Source organism: Mesorhizobium sp. M0227 (assembly GCF_040321855.1).
In the GTDB taxonomy this organism is placed as follows: domain Bacteria; phylum Pseudomonadota; class Alphaproteobacteria; order Rhizobiales; family Rhizobiaceae; genus Mesorhizobium.
On sequence record NZ_JAMYSJ010000013.1, the window covers coordinates 68,301 to 83,819 of the forward strand.

Sequence of the window (15,519 nt, forward strand, 5' to 3'; positions counted from 1 at the left end):
TCCGCATGCGCGTACTCGTCGTCGAAGATGACAAGGATCTCAATCGGCAGATATCGGATGCGCTGGTCGATGCCGGCTATGTCGTCGACCGCGCCTTCGACGGCGAGGAAGGCCATTTCCTTGGCGACACCGAGCCCTACGACGCCGTCGTGCTCGATATCGGCCTGCCGCAGATGGACGGCATCAGCGTGGTCGAGCGCTGGCGGCGCGGCGGCCGCAAGATGCCGGTGCTGATCCTGACGGCGCGCGACCGCTGGAGCGACAAGGTCTCCGGCATCGATGCCGGCGCCGATGACTACGTCACCAAGCCGTTCCACATCGAGGAGGTGCTGGCCAGGCTGCGGGCCCTGATCCGGCGCGCTGCCGGCCATGCCTCGTCCGAACTGACCTGCGGGCCGCTGCGCCTCGACACCAAGGCCTCCAAGGCCGATGTCGACGGCGTGCCGCTGAAGCTGACCTCGCACGAATTCCGCCTGCTTGCCTATCTGATGCACCATATGGGCGAGGTCGTCTCGCGGACCGAACTGGTCGAGCATCTCTACGATCAGGATTTCGACCGCGATTCCAACACTATCGAGGTGTTTGTCGGGCGGCTGCGCAAGAAGATGGGCATCGACATGATCGAAACCGTGCGCGGCATGGGCTACCGCATGCGTGAGCCGGAGGCGTAACTCGGAACCGCTCAAACCAACCGCAAGGGCGCCGCTTTCGCTGCGTTTGTGGCCGCGTTCGCTGACGTTCCGCGTCATCGCCTTTTCCACGGTCTGGGCGATCGTGACGCTCGTTGTCATCTTCACGTTGATAACCACGCTCTACCGCCAGGCCAGCGAACGCGGCTTCGACAGCCTGCTTTCGGCGCATCTGTTCAACCTGATCGGTTCGATAGGCATCTCCGACAGCGGGGCGCTGACTGGCGCGCCAGACCTCGGCGACCTTCGGTTCTCGGAGCCGAATTCGGGCTGGTACTGGTCGGTGGAGCCCGCTTCGGAAGGCGTGCATGGCGATCTTCACTCGTCGTCGATGACCACGACGATCCCGTCACCGAGCGTTGCCGAGGTGCCGTTCAATGCCAGCTTTCAGCGCAGCTACGCAGCCGAAGGCATCGACGGCGAGCAACTCGAAGTTTTCGAGAGCGAATTCGTTCTCGACGCCAAGAACCGGGCCGCGCGTTTCCGCGTCATGGGCAACCAGAGCGAACTCGAACAGGAAATCGCTACCTTTCAGCGCCGCCTGCTGACCTATCTCAGCCTGTTCGGCGTCGGCATGATCGCCATCAACGCGATCGCCATTCTGCTCGGCCTGCAGCCGCTGCGCCGGGTCAGGAACGCGCTCGCCATGGTGCGCGAAGGCACCGCCCAGAGGCTCGACGGCCGCTTCCCGGCCGAGATCGAACCGCTTGCCAACGAAACCAATGCGTTGATCGAAAACAACAGGCGCATCGTCGAGCGGTCGCGAACACAGGTCGGCAATCTCGCCCATTCGCTGAAGACGCCGCTGGCGGTGCTGCTCAACGAGGGCCGCGCGCTCGGCGGCGCCAAGGGGCAGCTGATCGCCGAACAGGCCGCTTCCATGCAGAAGCAGGTCGAACACTATCTCCAGCGCGCCCGCGTGGCGGCACAACGCGACAGCGTCGTCTACCGCACGCCGGTGACGCCGCTGGTGCAGCGCATGGTGCGGGTTATGCAGAAGCTCAATCCGCAGACAAATCTGTCGCTGTCACTGCCGGCAACCGAGATCGTCTTCGCCGGCGAGCGCGAGGACCTTGAGGAATTGCTGGGCAATCTCCTTGAAAACGCGATGAAATGGGCAAAGAGCGCGGTGCAGGTCTCGGTCGTGCCCTTGACCGGCAAGGACGACCCGGCCGGCCTTTTCGAGATCGGCATAGAGGATGACGGTCCGGGCATTCCCGAGGATAAGGCGCGCGAGGCGCTGAAGCGCGGACGGCGTCTGGACGAGACAAAGCCCGGAACGGGGCTGGGCCTAGCCATTGTCGCAGACCTCGTCAACGAGTATGGAGGCGTTCTGGCGCTCGAACGATCCGGTATGGGCGGATTGAAGGCGGTGGTGCGATTGCGGAGCCTTCAGTGATGTTCACCCGGGCCAATCGACATAGAGGGACGGAAGATGTTATTGGCGGCATGTCCATTGGTCCCGCAGCGGCCAGCGCCAAATTTCCGACAAATATCAATACTATGGCCACGCCAACTTCTCCGATGACGCGGCCCCCGGCGCATCCATGGCAGGCTCCAACTCAAGAAAACCGGTTGTTGGCATGAAGATTCGCGTCGCTCTTGTTTCCGCATTGCTGGCTGTTTCCGGCTGCACCACCTTGAGCGGCAAGGGTCCAACCGTGTCCGCGACACCGGCCTCGACACCTCCTTCCAGCGGCAAGGTGACCACGACGATCATTTCGGCGATGGGCGGCGGCCTCATCAGTGGGGCGATCGGCAACGGTCTCAGCGAGACCGAGAAGCGCAGCGCGCTTGAGGCTGAGTACAAGGCGCTAGAATACACGACCAGCGGCCAGAAGGTGACGTGGAAGGGCGCCCAGGCTTCGCGCTACGGCGAGGTGGTTCCGGCCCAGCCCTACCGCGTCGGTTCGCAGGACTGCCGCCAGTACACGCAGACGGTATTTTCCGGCGGCGCCGGGGTCACGGCGCGTGGAACCGCTTGCCGCAACGCCGATGGCAGCTGGACGCCGCTGACCTGACGACCGTCTGCCGACGATTGGCGGCTGGCGTCGTCAAAGCGTCGCAGCATGCATCTGTTGGCACGGCAGAGCTCTGCCGGTATTGGAAGAACCATGCTGTTCTGGGTCATAGCCGCCATTCTCACGCTGGGTGCAAGCCTGGCGGTGCTGCTGCCGCTGGCCGCCAGCGCCAAGGGCGCGTCGTCGAGCGGCGAACATGATCTCGAAGTCTATCGGGACCAATTGTCCGAGCTTGACCGCGACGCCGCGCGTGGCTTGATCCAGCCGGCCGAAGCCGCCGAGGCCCGCGCCGAGATCGCTCGCCGCATCCTTCGCCTTGACAATGCGGGTGCCGTCGGCGGCGCAAACCCTGGCCGAGCGCCGGTCACGGCAAGGCTGGTGGCAACCGTAGCCGTGCTGGCGGTGCCGCTGGTCAGTTGGGGGCTCTATGTCAAGCTTGGCTCTCCTGACCTGCCGTCGCAACCGCTCAGCGAGCGGTTGGCCAAGAATCCTGCCGACAGTTCGGTCGACGAGCTGGTGGCGCGGGCCGAAGCCCATCTGGCCGCCAATCCCACTGACGGCAGGGGCTGGGACGTGCTGGCACCGGTCTATCTGCGCATGCAGCGCTTTTCCGACGCGGCAGGAGCCTATCGCAACGCCATTCGGCTCGATGGCGACAGCGCCGTTCGCCAGGCCGGTCTCGGCGAGGCGATCGCCAGCGCGGCAGGCGGCATTGTCTCGGCCGATGCCCAGGATGCTTTCGAAGCAGCCCTGAAGCTCGATCCGGCCAATGCGAAGGCCAGCTTCTACCTGGCCATGGCATTGGCGCAGGAGGGTCGCGCCAAGGAAGCGACCACGGCATGGCAGGCGATGCTGGACAGATTGCCGCCGGATTCGCCATGGCGCGGTGCCGTCGAGCAGGCGCTCGCCAAATCCGGAAGCTCCGACGTCGCTTCCGGCGGCGCCACCAACGGTCCCGATGCCGGCGATGTCGACGCCGCATCCTCGATGTCGCCGCAGGACCGGGAGACCATGATCAATACGATGGTTGCCGGCCTCGACGACAAACTGCGGCAAAATCCGCGCGATCCGGAAGGATGGATGCGGCTCGTTCGTTCCTATGTCGTGCTCGGCAAGGCCGATCAGGCGCGTGAGGCGCTCGGTCGCGCCATTGCCGTCTTTGGAGCCGACAGCGACCAGGCGAAGAAATTCACTGCCTTTGCCGCTTCGCTTGGGCTTGCGGCGACGGAGTAGAACAAGACATGACGCGCAAGCAGAAACGATTGTCGGTGATCGCGGGCGGGCTGGTCTTCCTGGGTGCCGCGACCGGGCTGACTTTTTACGCGCTTGGCCAGAAGGCCTCCTATTTCTACATGCCGGCCGATCTCACCACCGCCAGCGTCCAGCCTGGCCAGCGCATCCGGTTGGGTGGATTGGTCGAAAAAGGCACGATCCACCGCGGACAGGGGGCCACGGTCGGCTTTTCGGTGACCGACACGCACAAATCGGTCAAGGTCACCTACACCGGCATCCTGCCCGACCTTTTCCGCGAAGAGCAGGGCGTCATCACCGAGGGTACTTTCGGCCCGGACGGGGTTTTTGTTGCCGATAGCGTGCTGGCCAAGCATGATGAGCGCTACATGCCCAAGGAGGTTGCGGACGGCCTCAAGGCCAAGGGCGTCTGGCAGGAGAACAAGAGTGAATAGCTCCGGCAGGAGAGCGACAATGGATCACGGACATGGTTGAAACGGGCCATTTCGCCCTCGTCCTGGCGTTTGCGCTTTCGCTAGTGCAGACGGTGGTGCCGCTGTTTGGCGCGCGCCTGAACAACCAGCGCCTCATGGCCGTCGGCGGTCCGGTCGCAGTGACCGGCTTTGCCTTGACGGCGCTGTCCTTCGCAGCGTTGGCGAGTGCCTATGCAAGCTCCGATTTCTCGGTGGCAAGCGTGTGGGAAAACTCGCATTCCTTACAGCCGTTGATCTACAAGATCACCGGAACCTGGGGCAATCATGAAGGCTCGATGCTGCTTTGGGTGTTGATCCTGACCTTTTTCGGCGCGCTCGTCGCCGCTTTCGGCTCCAACCTGCCGGCGACGCTGCGCGCCAATGTGCTAGCGGTGCAAGGCGCCATCGGCGCCGCCTTCTTCCTGTTCATCCTGGCGACGTCCAATCCGTTCATCCGGCTCAATCCGGCGCCGATCGAAGGCCGCGATCTCAACCCGATCCTGCAGGATCTCGGCCTCGCCATCCACCCGCCTTTCCTCTATCTCGGCTATGTCGGCTTCTCGATCTGTTTTTCCTTCTCGGTTGCCGCTCTCATCGAAGGCCGCATCGACGCGTCCTGGGCGCGCTGGGTGCGGCCGTGGACGCTGGTCGCCTGGATGTTCCTGACCGGCGGCATCGCCATGGGATCGTACTGGGCCTACTACGAACTCGGTTGGGGCGGTTTCTGGTTCTGGGATCCGGTCGAGAACGCCTCCTTTATGCCGTGGCTGGCGGGGACCGCGCTGCTCCATTCGGCCATCGTCATGGAAAAGCGCTCGGCGCTGAAGATCTGGACGCTGCTGCTCGCCATCCTGACCTTTTCGCTGTCGCTGCTCGGCACCTTCCTCGTGCGTTCAGGCGTCTTGACCTCCGTGCACGCCTTTGCCACCGATCCGACCCGGGGCGTGTTTATCCTGTGCATCCTGACGCTGTTTATCGGCGGCTCGCTGGCGCTGTTTGCGCTGCGCGCTTCCCGGCTGACGACCGGCGGCCTGTTCCAACCGATTTCCCGAGAAGGGGCGCTGGTCCTCAACAATCTGTTCCTGACGACGGCGACGGCGACCGTCCTCGTCGGCACACTCTACCCGCTCGCCGTCGAAGCCTTCTCAGCCGACAAGATCTCGGTCGGCGCGCCGTTCTTCAATCTCACCTTCGGACCGCTGATGGTGCCGCTGCTGCTCGTGGTTCCGTTCGGGCCTTTGCTGGCCTGGAAGCGCGGCGATGTCTTCGCCGTCGCGCAGCGCCTTATGGTGGCCTTTGCAGCGGCGCTGCTGGCGACGCTGGTCACCGTTCTGTTCATCGACGGCGCCTCGGTGTTCGCAGCCCTGGGCGTTGGCCTTGCCGTCTGGCTGATCCTTGGCGCGCTCACCGACCTCGCCGTCAAATCCGGCTTTCGGACCGCCGCAACGGGGATCATGGTCAGGCGCTTGCTCGGCCTGCCGCGCTCGGTCTTCGGCACCGCCTTCGCTCACCTTGGCCTCGGCCTGACCACGCTCGGCATCGTCGGCACACTTTGCTTCGGCACCGAGAAGATCCTGTCGATGCATGCCGGTGAGACCGTCGAACTGTCCGGCCATACGCTGCGTTTCGTCGGGCTTTATCCGGCCCAGGGACCGAATTACAGCGAGGATCTCGGCCGCTTCGAACTGATCGGCGTCAGCGGCAGCCCTGTTGGCGAAATCAGCTCCGCCAAACGGTTTTATCCGGTGCGGCAGATGACGACGACGGAATCGGGCATCAGGACGATTGGTTTCTCGCAGCTCTACATCTCGCTCGGCGACGAGGGCAATGACGGTTCCGTCGTCGTCCGTCTGTGGTGGAAGCCGCTGGTGACGTTGATCTGGGGCGGCGGCCTGATGATGATGGCGGGCGCGGCGATGTCGCTGATGGACCGGCGCCTGCGCGTCGGCGCGCCGTCGCGGCGGCGCAAGCAGGCGAGCGCGGTGCCATCCGCGACCCTGCCATGAACGCGCGGCTTTCGCTGACCTCCATTGTCCTGCTGCTGGCGCTGTTCTTTGCCGGCACGGCCCTGGCGGTGAAGCCTGACGAGGTGCTGCCTGATCCGACGCTGGAGGCGCGGGCGCGGGCGCTGTCGGAAGGCTTGCGCTGCATGGTCTGCCAGAACCAGTCGATCGACGAATCCGATGCCGACCTTGCCCGCGACTTGCGCGTCCTTGTGCGTCAGCGCCTCGTCGCCGGCGACACCGACCAGCAGGTCATGGACTACGTGGTTTCGCGCTATGGCGAGTTCGTGCTGCTGAAGCCGCGTTTCGACCTGCGCAATGCGTTGCTATGGGGCACGCCCGTCCTGCTGTTGCTGATAGGAGGCGTTTTCATCGTGCTGACCGCGCGGTCGCGCCGCGTGCTGGCGACCAATGCGTTGACCACTGAGGAACAGGCGGCGCTGGACAAGATACTAGGCAATTAGCTTGGCCATTCCTCCGAGGGCCAGTCTCGCGACGTGTGAATGACGCGCAGGATAACGACGCTCTGACGGCCAGCGATTGGGCGCAACTCGTAGGCAATGATGTAGGGCAGGCGGTCGATGAGCTTCTCATATGTGCCTGTCACTCGGCCTGGGCGGCCCGTCGCCATCTCACCAAGGCCCTGGCCCATTTCATGAATACGATCCGCCAGGCGTCGGGCGGCAGCAGGATTGTCCTGAGCGATAAAGGCAACTTGCTGCTTAAGATCGTCCAGCGCTTCTCGCGACCAGGCGACGAACCGCTTCACGCCTTGCCCAAGCGCCTGGCTTCCGCCGATTCGATGACTGCGTCGATTTCCGCCATCGCATCGTCGTGAGGCACGACACGGCCAGCCGCCGCATCTTCCATGCCGCGTTTGATGCCTTCAATGATATCGAGTTCGCGATCGACGTAGGCCGAGACCGCCTCGGCGGCGAGGAACGATTTGCTACGCCGGGTGTCGGTGGCGATCCGCTCCAGCTTCAGCTTGGTTTCGGGAGAGACCCGGATGGTCATGGTGGTGCTTGCTGTCATTTATGAAAGCCTTGTGCTGAGTTGTGTACAAGATAGCACATCGGACATGGCAGCCAAGGGGATTGTACGTCCCCTGACTCCCAAACATTACCAAAGTTTCATGTGTCGGAAATGGCGCTGTAATGTGTGCCGCTCTAATTCTCCTTTCCTGAGGATGCCGACCAAGCAGCGTCCGTTGAAAGAGGATAAGAAATCCATGAATATTGCCCCCAATTCATATTCGGTCACCCGCAAGCGTCTCATGGCTGCCGTCGCATCTGTCGCCGTGGCCGGTGCGATCGGCGTTGGCGCGCTGACCAGCGGAACCAGCCCTGTTCTGGCCGATGCCGTGCGCGTCGAGGCGCCGCAGGTGCCGGGCTTCGCCGATGTCGTCGAGCGCGTTTCTCCCGCCGTTGTCAGCGTCAAGGTCAAGGCCAAGATCAGCCCGGCCGCCGATGATGGCTCCGACCCGTCCGACGACCAGGATGGCATGAACAACCTGCCCAACAATCCACAGCTGCGCCGCTTCTTCAAGGAATTCCGTGGCTTTGGTGACCAGGACGGCCAGGGTGGCGGCAACAGGCGCTTCAGCCACCGCGACCGCAACAACGACCAGCCGCGGCCGGTTGCTCAAGGGTCCGGCTTCTTCATCTCGGATGACGGCTACCTCGTCACCAACAACCACGTCGTTTCGGAAGGCTCGGCCTTCACCGTGGTGATGCATGACGGCAAGGAGCTCGACGCCAAGCTGATCGGCACCGACCCGCGCACCGATCTCGCCGTGCTTAAGGTCGACGGCGTCGGCAAGTTTACCTATGTCGACTTCGCCGATGACTCCAAGGTTCGCGTCGGCGACTGGGTGGTGGCCGTCGGCAATCCGTTCGGCCTTGGTGGAACCGTCACCGCCGGCATCGTCTCCGCCCGCGGCCGTGACATCGGCGCTGGCCCTTATGACGACTTCATCCAGATCGACGCATCGGTCAACCGCGGCAATTCTGGCGGTCCGACCTTCAACCTCAACGGCCAGGTCGTCGGCATCAACACCGCGATCTTCTCGCCGTCAGGCGGCAGCGTCGGCATCGCCTTCGACATTCCCGCTTCGACCGCCAAGCAGGTCGTTCAGGACCTGATGAAGAGCGGTTCCGTGCAGCGCGGCTGGCTCGGTGTGGAAATCCAGCCGGTCACCTCCGACATCGCTGAGTCGCTTGGTCTGAAGTCCAACAACGGCGCACTGGTTTCCAGTGCCCAGGACGATGGTCCCGGCAAGAAGGCGGGCATCACGGCCGGTGACGTGATCACCCAGGTCGACGGCAAGGATGTCGCTTCGCCGAAGGAACTGGCCCGGCTGATCGGCGCCTATTCGCCTGGCAAGTCGGTCGACGTCACCGTGTGGCGCGACGGCAAGAGCCAGACGGTCAAGGTCGATCTCGGCAAACTGCCTTCGAGCGACAAGCAGGCCTCTGTCGATCAGCAGCAGCCCGCCGCCCCGGCCAAGCCCGACACGCTGGCCGATCTCGGCCTGACCGTTACCAAGTCTGAAAACGGCAAGGGACTGGTGGTGACCGATGTCGATCCCGACAGCGACGCCGCCGATCGCGGCATCCAGCCGGGCGACGTCATCACGTCAGTCAATTCGACCGAAGTGAACGGCACCGAAGACGTCACCAAGGCGATGACCGAAGCAGTCAAATCCGGCCGCAAGGCAGTGCTGATGCAGATCACCCGCGACGACACCAATCGGTTCGTCGCGCTGCCCGTCGCCAAAGGCTGAGGTCGGTCCCGGAGCGTTCTCTCGGCCTTTCCAGGTGGGTGAGGGCGTTCCGGCGGCAGGTTGGACTTTTCCAGTGCGGCAGTTTCAATACCCCGAGCCGCCGTGCGGGAAAGCATGGAGGAGCGCGCGTTAGTCAGTCATCGCGCCTTCCCCCGGCGGCAGCGGGCTTCCCATCGTCCGCTGCCGCACACTTTCAAAAGCGCTTCCGCGATCCGATGCAAACGACATCGGCGGCGAGCAGCTTTATCGCGCACGGCTTCGGGCAATCTTGATCGCGGTGCGCTTTGGCAAAGGCCACAATGCAGATGTCTGCCACTCAACCTTCCGGCGAAATCGCGTATAACAGCCCTATGAAGATTCTCGTCATAGAAGACGATCGCGAGGCTGCGGATTACTTGCAGAAAGCCTTTGCCGAGGCCGGTCACACCGCTCATGTCGCCGGTGACGGCGAAACCGGCTTTGCGCTCGCCGACGCCGGCGACTACGACGTGATGGTGATCGACCGGATGATGCCGCGTCGCGACGGCCTGTCGGTCATTGCCGGTCTCCGGTCCAGGGGCAACACAACGCCAGTGCTGATCCTGTCGGCGCTCGGCGAAGTCGATGATAGGGTCACGGGGCTGCGCGCCGGCGGCGACGACTACCTGACGAAACCCTATGCCTTCTCCGAGCTTCTCGCCCGCGTTGAGGTTCTGAACCGTCGCGCCAGCGCCAAGGAAGCCGAAACCGTCTACCGCGTCGGCGATCTCGAACTCGACAGGCTGTCGCATTCGGTCCGCCGTGCGTCACGCGAGATAACGTTGCAGCCGCGTGAATTCCGCTTGCTCGAATATCTGATGCGGCATGCCGGCCAGGTGGTGACGCGCACCATGCTGCTGGAAAATGTCTGGGACTACCATTTCGATCCGCAGACCAATGTCATTGACGTCCATGTCTCCCGCCTGCGCGGCAAGATCGAGAAGGGCTTCGACAAGCCCATCCTGCATACGGTTCGCGGCGCCGGCTATATGCTGAAGAGCGGCTAGCTGCGGCATGGCTCTTTCCGTGCCAGCCATCATGAAGACGACGGCAGCGCGGCTTTCGGCGCTCTACTTCCTGCTCTTCGCGCTGTGCGCGGTGGCGCTCGTCTTCTACATGACGTCGCTGTCGGCGCGAATGCTGACCGCGCAGACGCAGGAGACCATCAATGACGAAGTGCTCGGCCTTGCCCGCGCGTACCAGCGCGGTGGCCTGCCGATCCTGGTGCGCGTGGTGGAACAGCGCTCGCGCCAGCCCGGCGCCAACCTTTACCTGATCGCCGACGCCAACGGCCAAATCCTGACCGGCAATGTGCAGAGCCTGGAGCCGGGCGTTCTCGAGAACGAAGGCTGGACCAGCAGTCCGTTCTCTTATCAGCGCTTTGGCGAGGGAGAGCTCGAGCGCCTGCGCAACCTTCCCGCCGAGCAGGGTACCACCACCCAATCCGAGCAGAACGATGCGCAGGCGCAGGGCGAAAAGGGCCACAACGCCATAGCGCTGGTGCTGCGGCTGCCGAACCAGATGATCATGCTGGTCGGCCGCGACCTTGGCGAGCCGGAGCGGTTTCGTGCGGTCATCCGCCGTGCGCTGATGCTGGCGCTCGGCATGATGGGGCTGGGCGGATTGCTGATCTGGTTTTTTGTCGGCCGCGCCGCGCTGAAGCGCATCGACAGCGTGTCGGAAGCCAGCCGCCGCATTATGGGCGGCGATCTGTCGGGCAGGCTGCCGGTGACGGGGGTTGGCGATGAGTTCGACCGGCTCTCCGAAAATCTCAATGCCATGCTGGCCAGGATCGCCGCGCTGAATGAAGGCCTGAAGCAGGTTTCCGACAACATCGCGCATGATCTGAAGACGCCGCTGACCCGGCTGCGCAATCGGGCCGAAGCGACGCTTTCGGGCAAGCAAAAGCCCACCGATTACCGGCAGGCGCTGGAAGGCACCATTGCCGAGTCAGACCAGTTGATAAAAACCTTCAACGCCATCCTGATGATCTCCCGGCTGGAGGCTGGCTACTCCTCGGAGAACACCAACCGCGTCGATCTGGCGGAGGCCGTGCGCGATGTCGTCGAACTCTACGAGCCGGTGGCGGAAGAGGCAGGCGTGTCACTGGAAGCAGACGCGCGCGAGGCGGTGTCCGTCAACGGCAACCGCGAACTGATCGGTCAGGCGCTGTCGAACATCGTCGACAACGCCATCAAATATTCCACCGGCGCCAATGCCCAGCCGGCGGTGCGCGTCACGCTCGAGCGAGCCGGTGCGGACGTTCGCCTGTCGGTTACCGACAATGGACACGGCATTCCCGACGATGGCGACCGCGCGCGCGCCACGGAACGTTTCGTGCGGCTGGAGAAGAGCCGTTCGCAGCCGGGTTCCGGTCTTGGCCTCAGCCTCGCCAAGGCGGTCATGACGTTCCACAATGGCCGGCTTGAACTCTTGCCTGGCAATCCTGGACTATCCGTGGTCATGAGTTTCCCGGCTCGGGAGGATCACTGATGAGCACTGCAGCGAAGCGGGTGGAGACTGGATGGCTGCTGAAGCCGGCTGCCAAGCTTGCTCCGCTCGACAAGGACCGTGCGCGGTTGGAACTGGCCGAGATCGCTTCCGCCGCGCGCGAAGAAGGACTGACGCGGCTGGCCAAGTTCCTGGCAGGCAAAGGGGAGGGCCAGGATTTCCTTGCCGCCGTCTTCGATCTGTCGCCGTTCCTGCGTGATACCGCACGTCGCCGGCCGCAAATCCTGGACGGGCTGTTCGAGCAGACGATCGAGGCTCGGCTGAAGGCGATCGGCGCCGCCATCGACCAGGTGCATCTAACCGAAGCAGTCTCGGAATCCGGCCTGATGATGGAGCTGCGCCAGTGGAAGGCGGAGGCGCATTTCCTGATCGCGCTGGCCGATCTTGCCGGCGAGGCCGAAACGGCGCTGACGGTCCGGCGATTGAGCGATCTTGCAGACGCCTGCACCCGTGCGGCCGTCGACTTCCTGCTGCGTGACGCGCATGGCCAGGGCAAACTCAAACTGCCGGATGTCGGCAATCCGTCGAAACAGTCGGGCTGGATCCTGCTCGGCATGGGCAAGCTCGGCGCGCATGAGCTGAATTTTTCCTCCGACATCGATCTGGTGGTTTTCTTCGATCCGGAAGCGCCCGCCGTCGTCGATCCGCTCGACGCCACCGAGTTGTTTTCGAGGCTGACGCGCCGCCTGGTGCGCATCCTGCAGGACCGCACCGAACACGGTTATGTCTTCCGCACCGATCTGAGACTGCGCCCAGACCCCGGTTCGACACCGCTGGCGATCCCGGTCGAGGCGGCATTGCGCTACTATGAGGCACGCGGCCAGAACTGGGAGCGCGCCGCGATGATCAAGGCACGCCCGGTGGCAGGCGATCTGGCCGCGGGTGCGGCCTTCCTCAAGGAGTTGCAGCCCTATATCTGGCGCAAATACATGGACTACGCGGCGATTGCCGACGTCCATTCGATCAAGCGCCAGATCCACGCCCACAAGGGCCATGGCGAGATTGCGGTCAAAGGCCACAACGTTAAGCTTGGCCGCGGCGGCATTCGAGAGATCGAGTTCTTCGTCCAGACCCAGCAGCTCATCGCCGGCGGACGCTTCCCTGAACTGCGTGGCCGCGAGACCGTGCCGATGCTCGGTGAGCTTGCGACCCGCGGCTGGATCACCACCGAGGCGCGCGATGCGCTTGCCCGCCAGTACTGGTTCCTGCGCCGCGTCGAACATGCCGTGCAGATGGTTGCCGACGAGCAGACGCACACACTGCCGGAAGATGATGAAGGCCTGGAGCGCATCGCCCGCATGCTCGCCTTTGCCGACGCTTCTGCCTTTTCCCAAGCGTTCCGTGCCTCGCTGCAGCAGGTCGAACGCCACTACGCGGCACTGTTCGAAACAGCACCCGAACTATCGACCGGCATCGGCAACCTGGTCTTCACCGGCGATGTCGACGATCCCGATACGCTGCAGACCTTGCACGGGCTCGGCTTTCAGCGGCCAAGCGACATCTGCCGCGTCATCCGTGGCTGGCATTTCGGCCGCTATCGCCTCACCCAGTCGGCGGAGGCACGCGAGCGGCTGACGGAACTGACGCCGGCGCTGCTGCGCGCCTTCGGCCAGACGCGCCGGGCCGACGAAGCTCTGATGCGCTTCGACGAGTTTCTCGCCGGCCTGCCGGCTGGCATCCAGCTGTTCTCCCTGCTGCAGTCCAATCCTGCCCTGCTGAAGCTTCTGGCGACGATCATGGGGGCCGCCCCCCGGCTGGCGGCGATCATCACCCGCAGGCCGCATGTCTTCGATGGTTTGCTCGACCCGGCCTTGCTCACCGAACTACCGGACCGCGCCTATCTGTCGGCGCGGCTTTCCGCCTTCGTCGAGGGCGACCGACTTTACGAGGATGTGCTCGACCGGCTGCGCATTTTTGCCTCCGAGCAGAAATTCCTGATTGGTGTCCGGCTGCTCGCCGGCTCGATCGATCCGGCGCGGGCCGGCCGCGCCTTTTCCGATCTGGCGGATCTCACCATCGAGGCTGCGTTGAAGGCGGTGACGGCCGAATTCGCGGCACGCCACGGCATCATTGCCGGCGGCGTGGTTTCGCTGCTCGGCATGGGCAAGCTCGGCAGCCGCGAGTTGACTGCCGGATCGGATGTCGACCTGATCCTGCTCTACGACCACGCGCCGGATGCCGAAGAGTCCAACGGCGACAAGCCGCTGGCGCCTTCGCATTACTACACCCGCATGACGCAAAGGCTGATCGCGGCGGTGTCCGCGCCGACGGCGGAGGGGGTGCTCTACGAACTCGACCTGCGCCTGCGGCCGTCCGGCAACAAGGGGCCGGTGGCCACCCATATCGATGCCTTCAAGAAATACCAGCGCCAGGAAGCTTGGACCTGGGAACACATGGCGCTGGCCCGCGCCCGCGCCATTGCCGGCGACGCCAGCCTGTGCGGCGAGGTTGAAGCGGAAGTGGCGACGGTGCTTGGACAGCCGCGCGACGCCGCCAAGGTGATGGCCGAGGCTGCGGACATGCGGGGTATGATCGAGAAGGAAAAGCCGCCGCGCGATCTCTGGGACATCAAGCTTATTCCCGGAGGATTGATCGATCTGGAATTCATCGCCCAGGTGGCCGTCATCACCGGGCACGTCGAGACCGGGCGCCGCGCCACCGGCACCGCCGAGATCCTGTCGCGCCTTGCATCGGGCTTCGCCGATGCCGGGATAAGGCAGGAGCTTGGCGATGCCTACGCGCTCTATCTTGCACTGACCCAGATGACGCGGCTGTGCCTCACCGGAGCCTTCGAGCGCGACGACGTTCCGCCGGGGCTTTCGGATCTGCTTCTGGCGGTGACCGACTTGCCGGATTTCGGTGTGCTGGAAGCACACCTCAAGGAGACGTCGCAGAAGGTCAGGAAGGACTTTGATCTTTTGTTTCGTTCGGGATCACCGTGAAGCGATCGTCCCTTGGAATTGAAGACGTTTCGTGTTTTCCAGTCTCATGCAGCTACTCTGTTCGCCGAATCTGCCGGAGCGCGCGGCGTGCGTGAGCCTGCAAAATTCTCTCCCGCAGATAGGCGTAGAAGCGCGGCGGCAGCATACCATAGTCGAATCGGGACGGTTTGCTTCCCGCGATGGGCCTGAGATCGGGACCCGGCCAGAGGAAGTCATTGGTTTCGGTCACGACGATCCATGACGGCGTGTCATCGAGGCCGAGATGGGCTTTGAGTGGCGCAGGTATTTCTACTGCATCGGCAGGATCAGCCGGTGGCGAGTGTGTGACCGGAACGACCGTTATGACTTCACGGCCCTCCACGACCCGGCGCGCGGCGACAATGGCGCATGGTCGGTTTTTGCGACCTTCTTCGGCACCCTTTCGTGTTCTCTCACCCAGAGGTAAGAATAGGAAATCACCAGACCCGGGATAGGTTTGGGCAGGCTCACGGTGTCCAGTCTTTGAGCATCGCATCGAGCCCGGCATATTCGCTCGGTACGGCGCTTTCGGCGATGGCGTTCAGCGTCTCATCATCCAGTTCTTCCGCGTTACGGGCGACTCGTCCCTTGACCAACACCTCGAACATCGCCGCCGACAGGAGTACCGTGTGGGTCCGGCCATTCTTTGTGATTGCGACCGGCGCACGCTGGGCAGCGTCCTGAAAACGCCCGACATTCTGCTGGAATTCTGTTGAAGTCACTCGCATGACAAAGTCTACCTTTCTTATCTAAGGTGGATAAAATAGATAACTTTGTCAAAGCGTTCACCTCGCGTCCATGAGGTGGATCAGGCCTGGGATGGTGATAA

General features: G+C 63.6%; 14 protein-coding genes. 11 read left to right on the forward strand and 3 right to left on the reverse strand.

Annotated elements, in window-relative coordinates; genetic code table 11:
* The first annotated feature begins 5 nt into the window (after nt 1-5).
* The 7 genes from NKJ00_RS19115 to NKJ00_RS19145 all read left to right on the forward strand — a co-directional run bounded on the left by NKJ00_RS19115 (nt 6) and on the right by NKJ00_RS19145 (nt 6,880).
* Nucleotides 6-671: a response regulator transcription factor gene (locus NKJ00_RS19115; RefSeq protein WP_023812809.1), complete on the forward strand. Its 666-nt coding sequence runs from the start codon at nt 6-8 to the stop codon at nt 669-671.
* On the forward strand, nt 655-2,088 hold the full coding sequence (locus NKJ00_RS19120; protein WP_352609853.1) for an ATP-binding protein: 1,434 nt from the start codon (nt 655-657) through the stop codon (nt 2,086-2,088). Before NKJ00_RS19115 ends, NKJ00_RS19120 begins: the two co-directional genes overlap by 17 nt.
* A gap of 184 nt (nt 2,089-2,272) precedes the next feature.
* The gene (locus NKJ00_RS19125; RefSeq protein ID WP_352609852.1) at nt 2,273-2,710 is read left to right on the forward strand and encodes an RT0821/Lpp0805 family surface protein; all 438 of its coding nucleotides are present in this window, start codon (nt 2,273-2,275) and stop codon (nt 2,708-2,710) included.
* A gap of 93 nt (nt 2,711-2,803) precedes the next feature.
* Nucleotides 2,804-3,943: a c-type cytochrome biogenesis protein CcmI gene (ccmI, locus tag NKJ00_RS19130; protein WP_023812811.1), complete on the forward strand. Its 1,140-nt coding sequence runs from the start codon at nt 2,804-2,806 to the stop codon at nt 3,941-3,943.
* 8 nt (nt 3,944-3,951) lie between these two features.
* Nucleotides 3,952-4,395 (forward strand): cytochrome c maturation protein CcmE, encoded by a 444-nt coding sequence (gene ccmE, locus NKJ00_RS19135; protein ID WP_352609850.1) that lies wholly within the window; start codon nt 3,952-3,954, stop codon nt 4,393-4,395.
* Between the two features lie 32 nt (nt 4,396-4,427).
* A complete protein-coding gene (locus NKJ00_RS19140; protein WP_352609849.1) occupies nt 4,428-6,419 on the forward strand; it encodes a heme lyase CcmF/NrfE family subunit in 1,992 nt (663 codons plus the stop codon).
* Nucleotides 6,416-6,880 (forward strand): cytochrome c-type biogenesis protein, encoded by a 465-nt coding sequence (locus tag NKJ00_RS19145; RefSeq protein ID WP_352609848.1) that lies wholly within the window; start codon nt 6,416-6,418, stop codon nt 6,878-6,880. Before NKJ00_RS19140 ends, NKJ00_RS19145 begins: the two co-directional genes overlap by 4 nt.
* Here the strand turns inward: NKJ00_RS19145 and NKJ00_RS19150 are convergent.
* Both NKJ00_RS19150 and NKJ00_RS19155 read right to left on the reverse strand, forming a co-directional pair.
* Entirely contained in the window at nt 6,877-7,185 is a 309-nt protein-coding gene (locus NKJ00_RS19150; protein ID WP_128303003.1) for a type II toxin-antitoxin system RelE/ParE family toxin, read from the reverse strand. The genes NKJ00_RS19145 and NKJ00_RS19150 overlap by 4 nt on opposite strands.
* Entirely contained in the window at nt 7,182-7,451 is a 270-nt protein-coding gene (locus NKJ00_RS19155) for a CopG family ribbon-helix-helix protein (protein ID WP_023812816.1), read from the reverse strand. The genes NKJ00_RS19150 and NKJ00_RS19155 overlap by 4 nt, the downstream gene beginning before the upstream one ends.
* A gap of 196 nt (nt 7,452-7,647) precedes the next feature.
* Here NKJ00_RS19155 and NKJ00_RS19160 point away from each other — a divergent pair, with 196 nt between their 5' ends.
* From NKJ00_RS19160 to NKJ00_RS19175, 4 genes are all read left to right on the forward strand, one after another.
* Entirely contained in the window at nt 7,648-9,201 is a 1,554-nt protein-coding gene (locus NKJ00_RS19160; protein ID WP_352441296.1) for a Do family serine endopeptidase, read from the forward strand.
* 350 nt (nt 9,202-9,551) lie between these two features.
* Nucleotides 9,552-10,226 carry a response regulator transcription factor gene (locus NKJ00_RS19165; protein WP_023812818.1) on the forward strand — a complete coding sequence of 225 codons (675 nt, stop codon included), beginning with the start codon at nt 9,552-9,554 and terminating at the stop codon, nt 10,224-10,226.
* 7 nt (nt 10,227-10,233) lie between these two features.
* A complete protein-coding gene (locus tag NKJ00_RS19170; RefSeq protein WP_352609846.1) occupies nt 10,234-11,712 on the forward strand; it encodes a sensor histidine kinase in 1,479 nt (492 codons plus the stop codon).
* Nucleotides 11,712-14,672: a bifunctional [glutamine synthetase] adenylyltransferase/[glutamine synthetase]-adenylyl-L-tyrosine phosphorylase gene (locus tag NKJ00_RS19175; protein WP_352609845.1), complete on the forward strand. Its 2,961-nt coding sequence runs from the start codon at nt 11,712-11,714 to the stop codon at nt 14,670-14,672. The genes NKJ00_RS19170 and NKJ00_RS19175 overlap by 1 nt, the downstream gene beginning before the upstream one ends.
* Before the next feature lie 485 nt (nt 14,673-15,157).
* Here the strand turns inward: NKJ00_RS19175 and NKJ00_RS19180 are convergent, their stop codons facing one another.
* Nucleotides 15,158-15,418 (reverse strand): type II toxin-antitoxin system prevent-host-death family antitoxin, encoded by a 261-nt coding sequence (locus tag NKJ00_RS19180; RefSeq protein WP_023812822.1) that lies wholly within the window; start codon nt 15,416-15,418, stop codon nt 15,158-15,160.
* Nucleotides 15,419-15,519 lie beyond the last annotated feature (101 nt).

Coding starts and splice junctions, on each gene's coding strand:
- NKJ00_RS19115 (WP_023812809.1), top strand. CDS start 6: ATGCGCGTACTCGTCGTCGAAGATGACAAGGATCTCAATCGGCAGATA.
- NKJ00_RS19175 (WP_352609845.1), top strand. CDS start 11,712: ATGAGCACTGCAGCGAAGCGGGTGGAGACTGGATGGCTGCTGAAGCCG.
- NKJ00_RS19170 (WP_352609846.1), top strand. CDS start 10,234: ATGGCTCTTTCCGTGCCAGCCATCATGAAGACGACGGCAGCGCGGCTT.
- NKJ00_RS19145 (WP_352609848.1), top strand. CDS start 6,416: ATGAACGCGCGGCTTTCGCTGACCTCCATTGTCCTGCTGCTGGCGCTG.
- NKJ00_RS19155 (WP_023812816.1), bottom strand. CDS start 7,451: ATGACAGCAAGCACCACCATGACCATCCGGGTCTCTCCCGAAACCAAG.
- NKJ00_RS19180 (WP_023812822.1), bottom strand. CDS start 15,418: ATGCGAGTGACTTCAACAGAATTCCAGCAGAATGTCGGGCGTTTTCAG.
- NKJ00_RS19125 (WP_352609852.1), top strand. CDS start 2,273: ATGAAGATTCGCGTCGCTCTTGTTTCCGCATTGCTGGCTGTTTCCGGC.
- NKJ00_RS19160 (WP_352441296.1), top strand. CDS start 7,648: ATGAATATTGCCCCCAATTCATATTCGGTCACCCGCAAGCGTCTCATG.
- NKJ00_RS19140 (WP_352609849.1), top strand. CDS start 4,428: ATGGTTGAAACGGGCCATTTCGCCCTCGTCCTGGCGTTTGCGCTTTCG.
- ccmI (WP_023812811.1), top strand. CDS start 2,804: ATGCTGTTCTGGGTCATAGCCGCCATTCTCACGCTGGGTGCAAGCCTG.
- ccmE (WP_352609850.1), top strand. CDS start 3,952: ATGACGCGCAAGCAGAAACGATTGTCGGTGATCGCGGGCGGGCTGGTC.
- NKJ00_RS19165 (WP_023812818.1), top strand. CDS start 9,552: ATGAAGATTCTCGTCATAGAAGACGATCGCGAGGCTGCGGATTACTTG.